Annotated in this window: 21 protein-coding genes; 15 read left to right on the top strand and 6 right to left on the bottom strand. The window is 47.1% G+C overall.

Going from position 1 to position 16,698, the window contains the following annotated elements; genetic code table 11:
• Positions 1-92: 92 nt before the first annotated feature.
• Entirely contained in the window at positions 93-440 is a 348-nt protein-coding gene (locus RIF36_RS12725; RefSeq protein ID WP_350069127.1) for a hypothetical protein, read from the bottom strand.
• A 247-nt stretch (positions 441-687) separates the two neighbouring features.
• Positions 688-1,164, bottom strand: coding sequence for a DinB family protein (locus RIF36_RS12720; protein WP_350128152.1), 477 nt, complete (start codon positions 1,162-1,164; stop codon positions 688-690).
• Between the two features lie 166 nt (positions 1,165-1,330).
• Here RIF36_RS12720 and RIF36_RS12715 point away from each other — a divergent pair, with 166 nt between their 5' ends.
• From RIF36_RS12715 to rimK, 10 genes are all read left to right on the top strand, one after another.
• The gene (locus tag RIF36_RS12715) at positions 1,331-2,407 is read left to right on the top strand and encodes a sensor histidine kinase (protein WP_350128154.1); all 1,077 of its coding nucleotides are present in this window, start codon (positions 1,331-1,333) and stop codon (positions 2,405-2,407) included.
• Complete coding sequence (locus tag RIF36_RS12710) at positions 2,397-3,110, top strand: LytR/AlgR family response regulator transcription factor (RefSeq protein WP_350128157.1); 714 nt, start codon at positions 2,397-2,399, stop codon at positions 3,108-3,110. The genes RIF36_RS12715 and RIF36_RS12710 overlap by 11 nt, the downstream gene beginning before the upstream one ends.
• A gap of 101 nt (positions 3,111-3,211) precedes the next feature.
• Positions 3,212-3,718, top strand: a complete 507-nt coding sequence (locus RIF36_RS12705; protein WP_350128160.1) for a hypothetical protein — start codon at positions 3,212-3,214, stop codon at positions 3,716-3,718.
• Between the two features lie 85 nt (positions 3,719-3,803).
• On the top strand, positions 3,804-4,940 hold the full coding sequence (locus RIF36_RS12700) for an outer membrane beta-barrel protein (RefSeq protein WP_350128163.1): 1,137 nt from the start codon (positions 3,804-3,806) through the stop codon (positions 4,938-4,940).
• Between the two features lie 64 nt (positions 4,941-5,004).
• Positions 5,005-5,337 (top strand): PadR family transcriptional regulator, encoded by a 333-nt coding sequence (locus tag RIF36_RS12695; protein WP_350128166.1) that lies wholly within the window; start codon positions 5,005-5,007, stop codon positions 5,335-5,337.
• A 3-nt stretch (positions 5,338-5,340) separates the two neighbouring features.
• Complete coding sequence (locus RIF36_RS12690; protein ID WP_350149355.1) at positions 5,341-6,060, top strand: M23 family metallopeptidase; 720 nt, start codon at positions 5,341-5,343, stop codon at positions 6,058-6,060.
• Between the two features lie 34 nt (positions 6,061-6,094).
• Positions 6,095-7,186: a signal peptidase I gene (lepB, locus tag RIF36_RS12685; protein ID WP_350123830.1), complete on the top strand. Its 1,092-nt coding sequence runs from the start codon at positions 6,095-6,097 to the stop codon at positions 7,184-7,186.
• Positions 7,183-8,118: a polysaccharide deacetylase family protein gene (locus RIF36_RS12680; protein ID WP_350123827.1), complete on the top strand. Its 936-nt coding sequence runs from the start codon at positions 7,183-7,185 to the stop codon at positions 8,116-8,118. The genes lepB and RIF36_RS12680 overlap by 4 nt, the downstream gene beginning before the upstream one ends.
• 7 nt (positions 8,119-8,125) lie before the next feature.
• Positions 8,126-8,566, top strand: coding sequence for a YybH family protein (locus RIF36_RS12675; RefSeq protein WP_350069097.1), 441 nt, complete (start codon positions 8,126-8,128; stop codon positions 8,564-8,566).
• Between the two features lie 142 nt (positions 8,567-8,708).
• Positions 8,709-9,617 carry a 30S ribosomal protein S6--L-glutamate ligase gene (gene rimK, locus RIF36_RS12670; RefSeq protein ID WP_350123824.1) on the top strand — a complete coding sequence of 303 codons (909 nt, stop codon included), beginning with the start codon at positions 8,709-8,711 and terminating at the stop codon, positions 9,615-9,617.
• On the opposite strand, the gene RIF36_RS12665 is transcribed toward rimK, so the two are convergent.
• The 4 genes from RIF36_RS12665 to RIF36_RS12650 are packed head-to-tail and all read right to left on the bottom strand — an operon-like array spanning position 9,614 to position 11,553.
• Entirely contained in the window at positions 9,614-9,976 is a 363-nt protein-coding gene (locus RIF36_RS12665; RefSeq protein WP_317491396.1) for a phage holin family protein, read from the bottom strand. The genes rimK and RIF36_RS12665 overlap by 4 nt on opposite strands.
• 4 nt (positions 9,977-9,980) lie before the next feature.
• Positions 9,981-10,490, bottom strand: a complete 510-nt coding sequence (locus RIF36_RS12660) for an acyl-CoA thioesterase (RefSeq protein WP_350069088.1) — start codon at positions 10,488-10,490, stop codon at positions 9,981-9,983.
• Between the two features lie 3 nt (positions 10,491-10,493).
• Positions 10,494-11,036, bottom strand: coding sequence for a DinB family protein (locus RIF36_RS12655; protein ID WP_350123821.1), 543 nt, complete (start codon positions 11,034-11,036; stop codon positions 10,494-10,496).
• 7 nt (positions 11,037-11,043) lie between these two features.
• Positions 11,044-11,553 carry a gamma carbonic anhydrase family protein gene (locus RIF36_RS12650; RefSeq protein ID WP_350123818.1) on the bottom strand — a complete coding sequence of 170 codons (510 nt, stop codon included), beginning with the start codon at positions 11,551-11,553 and terminating at the stop codon, positions 11,044-11,046.
• Positions 11,554-11,870: 317 nt separating this feature from the next.
• On the opposite strand from RIF36_RS12650, the gene miaB reads away from it, so the two are divergent.
• From miaB to secG, 5 genes are read left to right on the top strand one after another with little or no spacing between them, the layout of a single operon-like run.
• Positions 11,871-13,325: a tRNA (N6-isopentenyl adenosine(37)-C2)-methylthiotransferase MiaB gene (miaB, locus tag RIF36_RS12645; RefSeq protein ID WP_350069082.1), complete on the top strand. Its 1,455-nt coding sequence runs from the start codon at positions 11,871-11,873 to the stop codon at positions 13,323-13,325.
• Positions 13,326-13,355: 30 nt separating this feature from the next.
• On the top strand, positions 13,356-14,642 hold the full coding sequence (locus tag RIF36_RS12640; protein WP_151999950.1) for a sigma-54 interaction domain-containing protein: 1,287 nt from the start codon (positions 13,356-13,358) through the stop codon (positions 14,640-14,642).
• Positions 14,626-15,156, top strand: coding sequence for an LPS assembly lipoprotein LptE (gene lptE, locus RIF36_RS12635; RefSeq protein ID WP_350069079.1), 531 nt, complete (start codon positions 14,626-14,628; stop codon positions 15,154-15,156). The genes RIF36_RS12640 and lptE overlap by 17 nt, the downstream gene beginning before the upstream one ends.
• A gap of 37 nt (positions 15,157-15,193) precedes the next feature.
• Positions 15,194-16,267: a DUF8458 domain-containing protein gene (locus RIF36_RS12630; RefSeq protein ID WP_350123816.1), complete on the top strand. Its 1,074-nt coding sequence runs from the start codon at positions 15,194-15,196 to the stop codon at positions 16,265-16,267.
• A 6-nt stretch (positions 16,268-16,273) separates the two neighbouring features.
• Positions 16,274-16,642: a preprotein translocase subunit SecG gene (gene secG / locus RIF36_RS12625; protein ID WP_151999947.1), complete on the top strand. Its 369-nt coding sequence runs from the start codon at positions 16,274-16,276 to the stop codon at positions 16,640-16,642.
• Positions 16,643-16,698: the final 56 nt, after the last annotated feature.

Raw genomic sequence — 16,698 nt, 5'->3', positions numbered from 1 at the left:
GCTAATCGTTCGAATTAGTGGTTTTGATTGTTTTGCTTTTTTACTCGTGTGAAAACAAACTACCGATGCCGCAAGTGAGCTACCGGCACCTTCTATTTGGGCTCAAGAGTCATGACGTAGTCATAGCTTTCGTTCAAATACTTTGCTAAGTTGTCCAGATCACCCAGCATCACTTCTGGAATTAATACATAGCCATGCATGATCGAGTTATATGACTTGAAGACACTGGAATCGAATTCTTCCATGTACTTTTTCTGCACTTCTTTCGAAAAGCGGATGCCTATTTCACCAGCTTTGTTGAGCAGCGAAAACATGTATCCATTAGCCGAAGTGTAAGGCATTGTTTTACCCTTTCTTTCAAATCTTGGGCATTTGGAGACTAGCTCTTCATACGTTCTTAATCGCTCCTCCCAAATGGTTTGGTTTTTCTGCTTATTCATCAGCTTGTGCCCTTTCTGTTTAACCCTAATTGACGACCGCCTTTTACCAATATACCAAAAGATGGTAATGATTCCGATCATCCGGCTGCATTGGCCCGCTTGTCAGGCACTTCTTTTGCCTCTATTTGACACGAAAAAGCCCCCACCAAGCCTAAAAGGTCGGTATAGGGCAGTATTTACAAAACGAGCCAGGGCAATGGGCTACTCAAAATACAGCAAAGCCCGGCGGCAACTTTCAGCAAATATCTTACTTATGGTTCTCTACTATCAGTTTTTTGATCAAAGAAATCTGCCCCAGGTGGTAGTAGCAGTGCTCGATTACCCCTTCCATATTGCGCCAGTAGGTGCCATACTTTTCGTCTACGAAAGCTTCGTCCAACTTCCCGTCGGGCATTTTGCCCAAATGTTCCACAAATTTTTCAGCGTTCTCCAGGAAGTCCTCAACCAGGCGTTTCCAATCAGCTTCCGATGTTATAGGTGGCAGATCAAAGCTGTACTTGTCCCTGATTTCGAGGCCGCCACCTCCAAACACATTCAGTATCCCAGCCAAATAGTAGTTGACATGATAAGTGAGCAACGCAATGGTGTTGAGGTCGCCCACTTTTTGTATGGCCTGCTGCCATGTCACGTTTTCTATTTGCTCCTTGTAGTTGGTGTTCGCCACCCAGCGTCCATCCAGCAATACTTCACGCAGTCTGTTTGCGGTAAATTCACTTCTTTTCATTGCATAAGCTTTTGTTCAACATCTCATAACGCAGCAGTGGCCAAATTTAAGCATCTCTTACTTTTCGTCCATCAGGCTGAGAGTGCCTTATCAGTAATTCCATTTAAAATCTTACACCGACGCAACCATTTCTACAAAATCCGTTAAACGAGGCATATAACACATTATGCGTCGACTGGCACCCAATTTACTTGATGTTAACAACCGGATATATGCTCACCTACTGTTTTGGGTGGCGTACTATTTCTACCGGGTTTACATGTATATCGAGTACTATGAGTACTCTCCCATTACGCAATTTGTAGAGCTCCCTGTAAAAGTAGCCGTTGTTTACGTGCATATGTACTTCCTCATGCCGAAGCTACTCAGCCACAGAAAGTACTTTTACTATGGCATCAGCTTGATCTGCCTTGTTTTTGTGGCCACCGTGCTGCAATCAGAGGTGATCAGGGGAATGATAGCTTCGGGCATTTATCGTTTCAACCCCGACTTGCTCTACGCTCCCCGCAAGTTCAGCTCAACGGCCAGCCACATCACAATGATCCTTTTCGTGACCTCGGCCATCAAAATACTGAAAGACCAATACCTGCAGCAGCAAAAGCTGCAACAGGTAGAGCAGCAGCGCCTCCGCAACGAGCTCACCTTTCTGAAGACGCAAATCAACCCACACTTCTTTTTCAACACGCTGAACAACCTCTATTCCCTCGTATTGAACAAGTCGGACAAAGCAGCCGATGCCATTCTGAAGCTCTCCTCGCTAATGGAATACGTTATTTATGAGTCGGACAAGAAGAAAGTAAGTCTGCAGTCGGAGGTGAAACACCTGCACGACTATGTGGAACTGGAGAAGCTCAGGTTCGGCAATGAGTTGAAGCTGGAGATGGCGCTGCCGGAAGAGGTTGCGGGATATGATATTCCACCAATGTTGCTCATCCCGCTGGTAGAAAACTGTTTTAAACACGGAAAACCAGATAGAAACGGCCTCTTTACGATCAACATCGAAGCAACTATAAAAGGGAAGTACCTTTCCTTTAGCACTTACAACACCAAAGCGCCCCAACCTATCGAAAGGGGAAAAGCCACCTCACACTACGGGGTAGGCCTGCAAAATGTGATGCGCCGAATCGAGCTGATATATGGAAAAAGAGCCAATTTTAAGCTCAAAGAGCTTCCTGAAAGCTTTTCACTGACAGTGCAGTTGCCATTGGAAGACCAAAGAAAGGAGGCTGCTCTTGAAGCTTAGCTGCCTGATAGTGGACGATGAGCCGCTGGCCATTGAGGTCATCCACAACTACGTGGAACGACTCGACAATCTTGAGCTTGTCGCCAAATGTCGCCACGTGGCCGAGGCCAATACCTGGCTGAAAAGTACGTCAGTCGATGTGGTGTTTCTCGACATTAAAATGCCGGAAGTTACCGGACTTGAGTTCGCCAGAACGCTGGGAAAAACGCCGATGATTGTTTTCACCACTGCTTCCCGGGATTTGGCCGTGCAGAGTTATGACACCCATGCCATAGACTACCTGATCAAGCCGATTAGCTTCGAGAAGTTTCTCAAGGCAGTGAACAAAGCATTTGACAGAAAAAAGGAGCTCGACCTGATGGTCGGCTCAACGCAACAAAAAACGCTGCTTGTAAAAGCCGAAAACAAGACCTTCAGGATTGACGCTGGTGACATTCATTTTGTGGAAAGCATCCGTGACCACGTGGTTTTCCATTTAGCAGATGGGGCCTCTGTTGTGTCTTACACCTCCGTAACTGCCATTGAAAAGGACTTACCTGAGTTGGACTTCATACGAATCCACCGTTCCTACCTTGTGGCCATCCGACACACCAAAGCCTTTAGCAATTCTCACATTGAACTACCCAACACTACCCTGCCCATTGGCCGCACCTACAAAGAAGAGGTGCTGCGGCGGCTGACCCTGCACGATATCCGTTGGTAGGGTGAAACTTGTCGTTCTTCAGTGGAAACCCACTCTTCAAAGGTGCACTGAAGCAAATACTCCCCTCCCACGTTCAATGAGTATGGTCAACTCAGAACAACATGAACTGGATTTTTTCATCTTTAGCCGCAGCACTTATATGTAGCAGCGCAGCGGGCCGCCAACTAAGCATCTACTCAACAGGCTTCGGCAACAACGCAGAGCAAATCATCGAACAAGCCAGGTTTTACGCCGATGAGCTAAACATTGCATCCGGGCAGCCTCTCATCGTTATGGTGATGCTTTCTCACAACTTGCCGGACAATATCAGCGGCATGATGGTGCACGATGAAAATGAGGTGCTGCACCTGCGAAACGTAATGATCAAGCTCAATGCAGCACTGCCTATTGACGACCTGAGCCGGGCGCTGGCCCACGAAATGGTGCATGTGGCGCAATACGCACATGGAGATTTGATGCGGATAAACAACACCATGTTTCGCTGGCAGGGGCAGCTGATATTTGATTCGGCAAGCATCCCCTACCGACAGCGGAAATGGGAAAAGGAGGCTTTTGCCAAAGAAGAAGAATTGAGAAAGGCTTACAAAAAACTAATCTCTCGCCAATAGAAGCCTATTAACCGGAAATGACATTTTTTTGGTTGTTAGATGTGATGTGACATAGGTATATTCAGCGTTTAGTTGTTAATATACCATGTCACAATCACTGAAACCTATCCTGGCGCTATTGCTGCTCGCACTTCCTTACATGCTCACCGCTCAAAAGGAGGCTTACCTGAAAACAAAAGACATCCTCTATTACGGTGCCATTCACGGCCTGGAAAAGCCGAACCCCAACAAAGTGACTTTCGAGTTTAACAACGGCAATAAGAAAGATTTTACGCCGGAAGAAGCCCTCGAATTTGGCCTGGCCGATGGCAGGAAGTGGGTAGCCAGAGACCATAACGACAAAAGGCAATTTTTCGAAGAGCTGGAAGATGGAAAGGTATCGTTGCTGCTTCAGGAGCAGGGCAAAAGCAAATCTTATCTACTTGAAAAAGATGGGGAAATAATCGCCCTGGATGAAGAAAATGGCTCCGATAATTACTATAAAGACGTGCTTTCAACGCAATTGGAAGACTGCTACCTGACAGAGAAGACGATTCGGCTCGCCAAATACAAGTCGGCCAACCTTACATATTTCATTTCACAGTACAATGACTGTGTGCACAAGCCCTTCCCTAAGTTCAGGATAGGCCCGGCCGTCGGCGTCCGAATGTACCAGAACGTGATTGAAAGCAAATTCTTTCCTAATGTTCCCGAAGAGCACATCGCTCCGTCAATTGGCGCTTATATTGAACTGCCGCTTTCCTATAGGCCTCAAATTTTCTTAGTCACCCAGCTAACTGTAGCCCATTATTCATTTAGTACCCAAAACCAGTTCAGCAATATTGAAACTGGTATCACCTCTCAAAACACGCACTACCTCAAACACACCGACCTCGACATCCCGCTGATGTTGAAGTACCGGTTTCCCTACTATAAAATCTCACCCTATATCCAGGCTGGTCCCGCCTTTCAAATGGGCCTTTCTACCAAAGCTTACTCTCTTACTGACCGTTACCAATTCCTCAATGGACAAAACACCCTTATTGAGGAAGATGGTTACGTCGACTCCGGGGCGCTCAACAACAAATACTTCGGGGCTGTGGGTGGAGCAGGTGTTGAAATCCCCATCAATCCTTATATTACTTCTGTCGTAGGTGTCAACTACTCTGTCTACACAGCCGATGTAAACACGGGAAGCAATAAGAAAACCTACCCTGAGTTCTTTGTAGCCATTACTTTTTAGCCAATACCTAATTTTCTTAGGCATTCACTTGACAATACATAAGACTTCTATATATATTTGCCTTATGTATTCGAAAGAACTATTAAAAGGAACACTTCAAACCATCGTTTTGAAGCTGCTCGCTGAAAACGGCAGGATGTATGGTTACGAAATCACTCAAAAAGTGAAGGAGCAAACCGAAGGTAAAATACAACTTACCGAAGGTGCTTTATATCCTGCTTTGCACAAACTTGAAGCCGAGGGGCTGCTGGTCACCGAAACCATCAATATTGGCAAACGTATCAGGAAGTATTACTCTCTGACACCGAAAGGCGACGTACAAACTGCCAGCAAGCTGGAGGAATTTTCCAGCTTTATCAGCACGATGCAATTTTTATTGAACCCTAAAACCTCTTAAGTCATGAGAGAACTCACAGAAACACAAATCAAAAATGTGGAGCAGGCAATTGCTGCTCAGTGTGGAAACACAATCCTTGGCAACGAGCTGCTTGATCATACTTGCTGCGCCATTGAAGCATACATGGAGGAAGGGCATTCATTTGACCTCGCTATGAGTATTGCCATCAGCACATTTGGCACCAACGAAATGAAAAAAGTAAGCAAGCAGGTGAAGAGAACTCGCCGGTATTACCAGTTGAAGAAACAGCCCCTGGGGTGGATCACGCCCATGATGGCCATAGGTCTGCTCTTCATTGTGGTGAATGTGGGTGCTAAAGACCGCCCCGACAGAAAGCCTACAGACCAGGATTTCAGGGTTAGTTCAGCTTTTGGGCAAAGAAAGGATCCCTTTGATAAAAAGACCAAGATGCACCTTGGTATCGATATCGTAACGCCTACGGGCACTGCTATTGTAGCCACGGCAGACGGTATGGTTGAAAAAGTGATCAACGACCCCGATGGCTATGGCATTATGGTCACCCTCAAGCACGACGAAGGCTATCAGACAGTATATGCCCAGCTTTCTGAAGCCAAAGTGAAAGTGGGCGACAGTGTGAAAAAAGGGCAGTTGATAGCTTTATCAGGCAGCTCTGGAAGATCTACAGCCCCGCACCTCCACTACGAAGTGATACACAACGGAAAAAGAGTAGACCCATCGCAATACCTCGGAGAAGCAAAATAAGCCGCATATTCTTCACTGATTAATCAAGTTTCCGATGATTGATACCATGCCTGCCAAAGCGGGCAAACAGAAGAAGTCTGCCCTGAAAGACTGGGGAGAGTCCATCCTGTTTGCCGTCGTGGTGGCCACGCTGTTCCGCTGGCTGCTGTTCGAGCAGTTCATTATTCCCACGCCCTCCATGGAAGGAACCATGCTTGTAGGCGACGTGATTGTAGTGAGCAAGCTGCATTACGGCACCCGCACCCTGGCCACTCCTATCCAGTTTCCGCTCACTCATCAAAACTTCTGGGGCACCGAAGTCCCCTCCTACCTCAACTGGATAAAGCTGCCCATGTACCGGCTGCCCGGCTTGAGGCAGGTGAAACGGATGGAGCCTGTGGTGTTCAACTATCCGTACGAAGACCAGCACCCCACCGACTTGAAGTCTCATTGGGTGAAGCGATGTGTGGGGCTGCCTGGCGACTCGCTGAAAGTAGTAGATGGCCTGCTGACAGTGAACGACAGCGTTATGCCGTTGCCAGCTCACCTCCAGTCAAGCTATTTTATTGCTGGCAAGCAGCCACTGAAAGACCGTTTCTTTGAAGCCAACAACATAAGCGAGCACCAGGAAGTGAACGGCGGCTACTACGTGCAGACCGAACCTGCCACCGCTGAGGCCATACAAAAGCTGCCGTTTGTTTCTAAAGTAGAGCATGTGGAGATGAACTACAATTCGGGTGGTTCGGCCAGCTTTCCAAAGGCTGCGCCTCACGGCTGGACAACGGATAGTTTTGGCCCGGTATGGCTGCCTGCCAAAGGCCAGAACGTTGTGATAGATGAGCAAACCTTATCCGTCTATGGAGGAGTCATCGTCCGCTTTGAAGGCTGGAAAAATGCAGAGGTTGTCGATGGGAAGCTCTATATTAATGGCTACGAAACGACCACTTACACTTTCCAACAAAATTACTACTTCATGATGGGCGACAACCGACACAACTCCGAGGACTCAAGAACCTGGGGTTTTGTTCCCGAAGATCATATCGTAGGAAAGCCCGTCATGGTGCTCTTCTCGTCAGAAGAAGGGTCCTGGTACACACTGCCTGCCAGAATTCGCTGGAGCCGACTATTTAACCTGATCAAAGAATGAAAAACAAACTGCTTGCCCTACTCCTATTTGCTGCCCTTGGTGCGGTGGCACAGCCTAAAACAATGGCTGTCACCATCGACGACCTTCCTGCACAAATGGGTGGTCATGATTCCGTTGCGTTGGTGGAATTGAACAAAAAACTCCTTGCTCACCTCACCGAAAGAAAGGTACCTGCCATTGGGTTCGTTAACGAGCAGAAGCTATACCGTGGCGGCAACATCATTGACTATCGCTACGAAATGCTGGCCGCCTGGCTCAGCAGCGGGCTCGAGCTGGGCAACCACACCTACAGCCACAAGGACTACAATCAGCTGACACCAGAGCAATTCTTCGAGATCATTGAAAAAGGTGAGCCCGTTACCAAAAAGTTAATGGCTGAGGCTGGAAAAACCTACCAATACTTCAGGCATCCCTACTTGCATCGGGGAAACACCGAAGAGAAGGTAAAAGCGTTGGAAGAATACCTGCCAGCCCACGGGTACATCGAAGCGCCCGTTACCATCGACAATTCAGAATGGATTTTCGCCAGCGCCTTCGACAAGGCATTCAAAGCGTTGGACAAGGCCATGATGGACAAGGTAGGCACTGCCTACATCAGCTATATGGCCGAAAAAGTAAAATACTATGAGCAACAAAGCCTGAAGCTTTTCGGCAGGCCCATTGCCCACACCCTGCTCATTCACGAAAACATGCTGAACGCACATTACCTCGGGGAGTTGCTAGACGCCTATCAGGGCATTGGCTATACCTTTGTCAGTCTTGGGGAAGCCTTGAAAGACGACGCCTACACAACACCCGATCATTTTGTAGGAAACGGCGGCATCTCCTGGATGGACAGATGGGCAGTTACACAAGGCAAAAAAGGTGACTTTTTTAAGGGTGAACCCCGCTGCCCCCAGTTTGTACTCGACTATTCCGGACTCTCAGAATAAGAAAAAAATGAAAACCATATTTCTTCTCTTTTTACTCTCCTACTCGGTAGCGGCCTACGCCCAAATCGATGACGAAACGATTATCAGGAGGAATATCGCAGCCTTTTCTGACGCCATAGTCCACAGGGACACAGAGGCCATTGCCAATGCCTACACTCCAGACGCATCGATCTTCCCAAACGGGTTTGACATCATCACAGGAACGAAAGACATTAAGTCGTATTGGACACCAAGGTCAGGCACTACGACCACTTTTCACAAGATATATCCGGTGGAAATCGTCGTTACCGGCAGCACCGCCTACGACCACGGCTACTACGAAGTAAGCGGCATCAACGATGGCAACCCGTTTCAGGGCGTGAGGGGAAAGTACGTGATAGTTTGGAAAAAGCTGGATGGACAATGGAAGATCTACCTGGACATATGGAACCGGGCTGTTTCAAAATGATCTTTCCAGCGTCTCCTGCTGCCGCCTTCCTTCCTCCGCCCGGCTTATATATTTTCATCAGCCTCTCCAACTTTTTTGGACTATTGGTGAATTAGCCTACCTTTCGGCGACATTAACCACATTAGAAAAAAGCCTCTGTTTGATGAAAATTGCCATCCTGTCTCGCAATGCAAAACTCTATTCTACCCAACGACTGGTCGAAGCTGCCCTACAACATGGGCACGAGGTGGATGTGATCGACCATCTGAAATGCATCATCATCACCGAACAAAAGAAACCGGCCATTTACTACAATGGGAAGTACCTCGAAAACTACGATGCCGTCATTCCAAGGATAGGTGCATCCGTGACCTTCTACGGGTCGGCTGTGGTCAGGCAATTCGAAATGAAAAAAGTGTTTTCCACTGTGGAATCTCAGGCGCTTATCCGTTCGAGAGATAAACTGCGCAGCCTGCAGATACTCTCCAGAGACGGACTTGGCCTGCCTAAAACGGTCTTCACCAACTACAGCATGGATGTGGATGAGATCATCTCGGAAGTGGGAGGTGCACCTGTCATTATTAAGCTTTTGGAAGGAACTCAGGGGCTTGGTGTGGTATTGGCAGAAACAAAGAAAGCAGCTGCTTCAGTTATCCAGGCCTTCCACAACCTGAAAGCCCGGATCATTGTGCAGGAGTTTATTAAAGAATCTAAAGGCGCTGACATCAGGGCGTTTGTGGTCGATGGCAAGGTGGTGGGAGCCATGAAAAGGCAGGGGAAAGAAGGCGAGTTTCGTTCCAACTTGCATAGGGGCGGCAGCTCCGACATCATCAAACTGAGCAAGGTAGAAACTGCTGCAGCCATCAAGGCAGCCAAAGCACTTGGGCTTCAGGTAGCTGGTGTCGACATGCTCCAGTCATCCAGAGGACCATTGATTATAGAGGTGAATTCGTCACCTGGTCTCAAAGGCATTGAGTCAGCTACCGGCGTTGACGTCGCCGGCAAAATCATCCAGTACATCGAAAAGAATGCCCCTCTAAGCAAAATTCAGAAAGACAAAATCAACGCTTAACGACGACGGTCGGGGTTGTCTGATTTGGCACTCAGCTCATTCAGCATAGAATTGATGATGGAGAGAATAAGACTGAAGGCAAGCGCCCACCAGAAGTTGTCAATGTAGAAACCATCGATAAAGTAGTCGGCAATCATAATGATCAGTGCGTTGATCACTAAAAGAAACAACCCCAGCGTTAAAAAAGTAATGGGGATGGTAAACAACACCAAAATTGGCTTCAGTGTCACGTTGAGCAACGAAAGAAACACTGCCACCAGAAAAGCAACCCAAAATCCTTCGACAGTAACCCCCGGCAATAAGTAAGAGGTAAGGATTACTGAAATAGCTGAGAGTAGAAGCTTGATAAGGAAATTCATATGTTTATAGTCCGTCCTTTATTTGTTTAATTCTTTCGTTAAAAGTAATCAAAGTATGGTCAAATCCCTCAATGGAGGCGGCTTTCAGGTAGTTTTCGATCACTTCCGGATGATCCGCTGACCTGCCTTTCATTACATCGATATAGCGAAGATGCGTCCATAGCACTGTCTTGAGCTGCGTCTTTTCCTTGTTGAGCATCACATACTCTACCAGCACATTCTGCTTGTCGTGCCATATAATCCTGGAGATCAGCGTTACCCACTCCCCCATCATCGCCGCCCTCACATAGGCGATCTGGTGATTGTACACCACCCACGACTGCTTGTATTTGATGAAAATTTCCGACGGTTCGATATCGTAAAGCTTCGGCACCTGGTCTTCCCTTGCATTGAAGAAATAGTCGAAGTATTTGGCATTGTTCAAATGCTGTAGCGGGTCGCAGTCCTGAAAGCGAATGACCGCCTTCATTTCTGTCTCCTTAGGGTATTTCCTATCGGGGTCGTACTTAAACATAGGCTAAAGGCCGTAACGTTCTTTCAATATGTTCATATGGTGCTGCAAATGGCCCGCAGTAATGAATACAATCGCTGCCACACTGACTGATTTCCCGTTTGAAATTCCCGTCCTTGCAATGGCCTCTCTGGTGAAGGAAGAATAAAGCAGAATATTAGCCTTCCTCAGGTAACTAAACTGCAACAGCAGGCTTTCAGGACTGACCTCGGCAAGGTCACTTTCTTCAACATAGGCGTTCTCATCAAACCCCGGAAGCTCATTTTTATCACCCCTGGCGAAAGTGGCCGCTCTGAAAGCAAACACTCTCTCGGCGTCGATAATGTGACCAAGTACTTCCTTTACTGACCACTTACCTTCCGCATAACGGTAGTCCCATTGGCCCTTTTCGATCCTTTCGAGCATGAATGTAAATGTGTGCAGCTGATCCTCAAGAATATGCAACAGGTTGCCTGAGGGGAGAGCATCCACATACTTGTGATAGAATGGTGGATACTCCTCATAAGCTGGCCTTTGATCCAGCACCTGCGAAACTAAATATTGACTCATAGCAACTCTATTTAAACCATTCTGAATACTTGATGTAATTACCAGCCGTGCGTGTGAATACCTGACGAAGTTCGTCGCTTACGGGTTTTACCTTCCTTGCAGGAACGCCTGCGTAAATAAAACCACTCTCCACTCTTGTTCCCTCCAGCACCACGGCCCCTGCGGCAATCAAAGCCTCCGACTCCACCACAACTCCGTCCATCACTATGGCGCCCATGCCCACCAGCACATTGTCGTGTATGGTGCACCCGTGTACAATCGCATTGTGCCCAATCGAAACATTGCTGCCAATGGTGGTTGCAAACTTCTGGTAGGTACAGTGAATCACCGCACCGTCCTGGATATTCGTATTGTCACCTATTTTAATGACATTCACATCACCCCTCACCACCGCATTGAACCACACCGTACAATTGTTTCCCATTTCTACTTCACCTACAATGGTTGCATTCTCTGCAAACCAGCAGTTAACTCCGAAGCTGGGGTATTTGCCTTTTACGGCTTTGATTAATGCCATAGGAATGACTTTGCTGAACTTTTTCTTCTCAAGAAATAATATAATACCGCAAACATAATTGCGCCCGGGTAGTTTACCAACCAAGCGCCATTCTATTATAGGCGATAAGTAATAAGAAATTGCTCTGTGGGTGTCAGCAAAGCAAGCGCAACTGAGTTTTAGGTAGGTTTAATTATTTGATGTATGAAAATAAGAAGGAGGCTTTTTGTCTCCTTTTTATTTTACTGCCATTCTGTCATTTTCATGCCCAATTGTTAACTTTGCACACTTATTGAATGAGGTGCTGCTTTTGCGCTCCCAGTTTGTGTTTAAAGCATATGGATCAAATAATTAACGACATAGATATCATCTCTCCGGAGGTCGCCGCCTGTGAGACTGTCAAAATATCAAAGGAGTCGAACAACCCCACTGCCAGGAAAATGTACATCGAGTCATATGGCTGTCAGATGAACTTCTCGGATAGTGAAATAGTGACTTCTATTCTAAAAAAGGACGGCTTTGACACCACTTCTTCTTATGAGGATGCTGACCTCATTTTGCTAAATACATGCTCCATTAGAGATAAAGCCGAGCAAACTGTCAGGCATCGCCTTGGTCAGTTCCAAACGGTGAAAAAGCGCAAACCTGAAGTAGTTATTGGCGTGTTGGGCTGCATGGCTGAGCGACTAAAGTCAAAGTTACTGGAGGAAGAAAAGATCGTGGATTTGGTAGTGGGTCCGGATGCTTACAGAGACCTCCCGCTGCTGGTGGGGCAGGCCGAAGAAGGCGAAAAGGGCGTTAACACATTCCTTTCGAGAGAAGAAACCTATGCCGACATCAGTCCGGTCAGGCTCAATTCCAACGGTGTAACGGCCTTCATCTCCATCATGAGGGGCTGCGACAACATGTGCTCATTCTGTGTGGTGCCGTTCACCCGTGGCCGAGAGCGCAGCCGTGACCCTTACTCTATTGTGGCTGAAGCCACCCAACTGTTCAGCGATGGCTACAGGGAAGTGACGCTGCTGGGCCAAAATGTAGACTCCTATAAGTGGTCACATTTAGAAAACAACAAGGCAAGACTGGAGAAAGAGGGAATAGCCGACGTTGTCAACTTTGCGCATCTGCTCGAAATGGTAGCGGAGGCACACCCAGATTTGAGGATCAGGTTTTCGACCTCCCACCCAAAAGACATTACCGACGAGGTGTTGCATACAATGAAAAAGTATGACAACATCTGCAAATACATTCATTTACCAGTTCAAAGTGGGAACTCAGCCGTACTCGGCAGGATGAACCGCACCTACGACCGTGAGTGGTACATCAACCGGGTGGATGCCATTCGCAGGATACTGGGTGAAGATTGTGGCATATCGTCAGATATGATTGCAGGCTTTTGCCACGAAACCGAGGAAGAACATCAGGATACGCTGTCGTTGATGGACTACGTGACCTACGACTTTGCCTACATGTTTTACTATTCAGAACGGCCTGGCACATTGGCAGCAAAAAAGTATGTAGACGACATACCTCTGGAAGTGAAGAAACGCAGACTACAGGAGATCATCGATAAACAAAGGCTCCATGCACTGGAAAGAAATCGGCGGGAGTTGAACAAAGTACACACTGTACTGATTGAAGGAGCTTCCAAAAAGTCTGATTTACACCTTCAGGGTCGCAATTCAGCCAACAAAGTGATCGTTTTTCCAAAGGAGCATTTCAAAAAAGGACAGTATGTAGAGGTGCTCGTAAAAGAATGCACAGGCGGAACACTTCTTGGCGAGGCAATTAAGTAATCACACTTTTATTTTTGTTCACAGACGTTGATGGCAGTGAGAGACGAGGAAATTCAAAGTATAAAACAGAGGTTTGGTATCGTTGGCAGTAGCCCTTCGCTCAATCATGCCATTCAGGTAGCCTCGCAGGTGGCCCCCACCGACATGAGTGTGCTCATCACCGGCGAAAGCGGCAGCGGCAAGGAGTCGTTCTCGAAAATCATTCATTCGCTCAGCCACCGCAAGCACGGCCAGTTCATCGCCATTAACTGCGGCGCCATTCCGGAAGGCACCATCGACTCTGAGCTTTTTGGGCACGAAAAAGGCTCATTCACTGGTGCGCACGAAGCAAGAAAGGGGTATTTCGAAGTAACCAACGGCGGAACGATATTTCTTGATGAAATCGGTGAAATGCCCATGAGCACGCAGGCCCGGCTTCTCCGGGTGCTGGAATACGGGGAATTCATTAAGGTAGGCTCGTCAAAAGTGCAAAAAGGCGATGTGAGGGTAATTGCAGCCACCAATGTTAACCTGCTGGAGGCCGTAGAAAACAAAAAATTCAGAGAAGATCTCTATTACAGGCTTAATACAGTTCCGATATATGTGCCTGCACTTAGGGAGCGGGGCGAAGACGTCGATCTGCTTTTCAGAAAGTTTGCCGCCGATTTCTCCGAAAAGTACAGGGTCACCCCTATTAAGCTAACCCCAGAGGCTAAAATCGTTCTGCTCAAATTCAGGTTTCCCGGCAACATCAGGCAGCTCAAAAACCTGGTAGAGCAAATGTCGGTGCTGGAAATGGAACGGGAAGTGACTGCGGAAAGGCTGGCCACCTATTTGCCCCAAAATGAGTCAAGACTTCCCGCATTGCTGCGGTCGCAGGTGAATGGCGAAAGCTCATTTTCCGAAAGAGACATCCTCTACAAAGTCCTTTTTGACATGAAGAAAGACATGTCGGAGCTCAAAAAACTTGTTTTCAGGTTACTTGATGACAGCGAAGGCAGCAAGAATGACATCTTAAGAGATCATCAGAATCTATTCGAAGATATGGATCAGGAGGTTGAGGAAATAACCGACGAGCCCTCTACTCCCTACCTTATCCAACCATCTCAATCTTCTTCGGGCCATTCGGGCAAGTATGACCCCAACAGGATCGAAGACATTACCCACGAGGCAGAGGAGACAGAAAATGAGTCACTTTCTTTAGAGAAGAAAGAAAAGGAAATGATCATTCGGGCGTTGTTGAAAAACAACAATAAGAGAAAATATGCAGCACAGGACCTTGGCATTTCGGAAAGAACACTCTACCGCAAGATCAAACAGTATGAGATTGAAGAATAGCGCCGGGCTCTGTTTGCTGCTATTGCTTGGTGGTCTGTCAGGCTGTGGTGTCTATTCATTCACCGGTGCCAACATTTCACCTGACGTAAAAACGGCGTCCATCCAAACCTTCTACAACAACTCACCACTTGGGCCATCCAACATGAGCGTGTTGTTTACCGAAAAGCTGAAAGATTACTTCACCAAGAACACAAGCCTTACCCTCGTGCAGGACGAAGGAGATTTGCAGTTTGAAGGCACTATCGAAAATTACACATTAACGCCGGTTGCACCGCAAGCCAACAATACGTCCGGGCTGAGCTACTCTGCCTTGACCAGGATCACAATTTCAGTGAAAGTTTCCTACACGAACACCAAAGACGAAACCTTCAACTACCAAAGTAGAAACTTCTCTTTCTACAGGGATTTTGACCAGAATAGCACCAACCTCTCATCCGAAGAGCAGTCATTCGTTGAAGAGATATTTGACCAGATCGTTCTCGATATATTTAATAGTTCTGTGGCTAATTGGTAATTTTTCATAACTTTCAATTGCCATAAACCTATTTACAGTGAACAAAAAAGAGGTACTGCAAATCATTCGCAATCCTAAAGCCATCACGATCGGTCAATTGAAAGACATTGAGGAGATGGCTGCAGACTACCCCTATTTTCAGGGAGCCCACACCCTCGTTGCGATTGGCAACAAGAGCCAATCATCCCCCGACACTCAAAAAAGCGTTGTGAAAGCTGCGCTGTACGCAACCGACAGGATGTACCTGAAAGAGCTCCTAGCAGGCAACATCAGCCAACCGGAGACCGCCGTTGTAGAGTCTCCCCCGGTCGAGGCTTCGCAGGAGGAGAAGGCACCTTCCGAAGTAGTTGAAGAGCCTGCCTCAGAAGCACCGCAGGCTCCTCCAGAGGCAGCGCCAACAGTAACACAAAAGGAGGAAGTTGAGGAACCGCCTTTCGAGCCAGACCCTGCATCATCCGACACCGACTACAGTTCACATGAGCACCTAAGCGACTCCGAGCACGACGATCTTCTGAAGCAAGTGTTTGCCAACCTGGAGGCATTAAAAAAGACCAAGTCGCACTACCTTGAAGTGGAAAGAAAGCTTGAAGATGCAGAGTTTGAAGAGGCCCAGGCCAAAGCAGTAAAAAAAGCAACCAGCAATCAGGCGAAACCTAAACCCAATCAAAAAAAAACGGTTAAAACTTCCGCCAGGGACGCTTCGGCTGCCAAAAAAAAAATAGCTAAAACTGCCACATCAGGGCAGGCAAAGCAAAAACCAACGGGAGCTGCTAAGACTAAGGCAGCGGGCTCATCAAATTCAAAAACAGCAACGGCCGATGCGGTTGCTAATCCAATAAAAAAAAACGATCAGGCAAGCATCATTGACGCTTTCATAAAGACCAACCCATCGATCAAGCCACAAACACAGGAAAGCCAGAAAGTAGATGCGAAAGACCTCTCGGAGCCTTCACAGAAGCTGAAAGACGAGTTGGTGACGGAAAACCTGGCGCTCATTCTTACCAAGCAAGGGAAAAATGAAAGAGCCGTTGAGGTTTATGAGAAATTAATTTTGAAAATTCCTGAGAAAAAGGCGTACTTTGCGGCTCGTATTGCAGATTTACAAAAATAACCCTTCATGTTAGCAGTAATAATAGGTTTAACAATACTCGCAGCACTATTGCTTGTATTAGTAGTATTGGCACAAAATTCTAAAGGTGGCGGTCTTTCCAGTCAGTTTGGCGGAGCAGGTGCCAGCCAGGTAATGGGTGTGAAGAAAACTGGTGACATTCTTGAAAAAGCAACATGGGGACTGGCTATAGCTATTATGGTTTTGAGCCTATCTACCAACTTTTTCCTTGACACAACAGCCAGAGATTCTGGAGTAAATAGTCCAAACATTAACAGGGCACAGGAGAAAACGATCATACCTGGTATGCCAACGGACGGTGGCGCTGAAGAAGAGGCTCTTCCTTTAAACCTGGACACTGACACTACCCAGCAGTAAAAAACACCAAAAAAAAAATAGAAGCCCAGTCGACTTGCGTTGGCTGGGCTTTCTTT

This window comes from Imperialibacter sp., from assembly GCF_040222815.1.
Classification (GTDB): Bacteria; Bacteroidota; Bacteroidia; order Cytophagales; family Cyclobacteriaceae; genus Imperialibacter.
Note: the sequence above shows the minus strand (reverse complement) of the source record. Positions and strands in the feature narration are given on the sequence as shown.

What these genes read in the sequence shown, in the direction of transcription:
- RIF36_RS12725 (WP_350069127.1), bottom strand. Translation starts at nt 440, where the DNA reads ATGAATAAGCAGAAAAACCAAACCATTTGGGAGGAGCGATTAAGAACG.
- RIF36_RS12720 (WP_350128152.1), bottom strand. Translation starts at nt 1,164, where the DNA reads ATGAAAAGAAGTGAATTTACCGCAAACAGACTGCGTGAAGTATTGCTG.
- RIF36_RS12715 (WP_350128154.1), top strand. Translation starts at nt 1,331, where the DNA reads ATGCGTCGACTGGCACCCAATTTACTTGATGTTAACAACCGGATATAT.
- RIF36_RS12705 (WP_350128160.1), top strand. Translation starts at nt 3,212, where the DNA reads ATGAACTGGATTTTTTCATCTTTAGCCGCAGCACTTATATGTAGCAGC.
- RIF36_RS12700 (WP_350128163.1), top strand. Translation starts at nt 3,804, where the DNA reads ATGTCACAATCACTGAAACCTATCCTGGCGCTATTGCTGCTCGCACTT.
- RIF36_RS12695 (WP_350128166.1), top strand. Translation starts at nt 5,005, where the DNA reads ATGTATTCGAAAGAACTATTAAAAGGAACACTTCAAACCATCGTTTTG.
- RIF36_RS12690 (WP_350149355.1), top strand. Translation starts at nt 5,341, where the DNA reads ATGAGAGAACTCACAGAAACACAAATCAAAAATGTGGAGCAGGCAATT.
- lepB (WP_350123830.1), top strand. Translation starts at nt 6,095, where the DNA reads ATGATTGATACCATGCCTGCCAAAGCGGGCAAACAGAAGAAGTCTGCC.
- RIF36_RS12680 (WP_350123827.1), top strand. Translation starts at nt 7,183, where the DNA reads ATGAAAAACAAACTGCTTGCCCTACTCCTATTTGCTGCCCTTGGTGCG.
- RIF36_RS12675 (WP_350069097.1), top strand. Translation starts at nt 8,126, where the DNA reads ATGAAAACCATATTTCTTCTCTTTTTACTCTCCTACTCGGTAGCGGCC.
- rimK (WP_350123824.1), top strand. Translation starts at nt 8,709, where the DNA reads ATGAAAATTGCCATCCTGTCTCGCAATGCAAAACTCTATTCTACCCAA.
- RIF36_RS12665 (WP_317491396.1), bottom strand. Translation starts at nt 9,976, where the DNA reads ATGAATTTCCTTATCAAGCTTCTACTCTCAGCTATTTCAGTAATCCTT.
- RIF36_RS12660 (WP_350069088.1), bottom strand. Translation starts at nt 10,490, where the DNA reads ATGTTTAAGTACGACCCCGATAGGAAATACCCTAAGGAGACAGAAATG.
- RIF36_RS12655 (WP_350123821.1), bottom strand. Translation starts at nt 11,036, where the DNA reads ATGAGTCAATATTTAGTTTCGCAGGTGCTGGATCAAAGGCCAGCTTAT.
- RIF36_RS12650 (WP_350123818.1), bottom strand. Translation starts at nt 11,553, where the DNA reads ATGGCATTAATCAAAGCCGTAAAAGGCAAATACCCCAGCTTCGGAGTT.
- miaB (WP_350069082.1), top strand. Translation starts at nt 11,871, where the DNA reads ATGGATCAAATAATTAACGACATAGATATCATCTCTCCGGAGGTCGCC.
- RIF36_RS12640 (WP_151999950.1), top strand. Translation starts at nt 13,356, where the DNA reads ATGGCAGTGAGAGACGAGGAAATTCAAAGTATAAAACAGAGGTTTGGT.
- lptE (WP_350069079.1), top strand. Translation starts at nt 14,626, where the DNA reads ATGAGATTGAAGAATAGCGCCGGGCTCTGTTTGCTGCTATTGCTTGGT.
- secG (WP_151999947.1), top strand. Translation starts at nt 16,274, where the DNA reads ATGTTAGCAGTAATAATAGGTTTAACAATACTCGCAGCACTATTGCTT.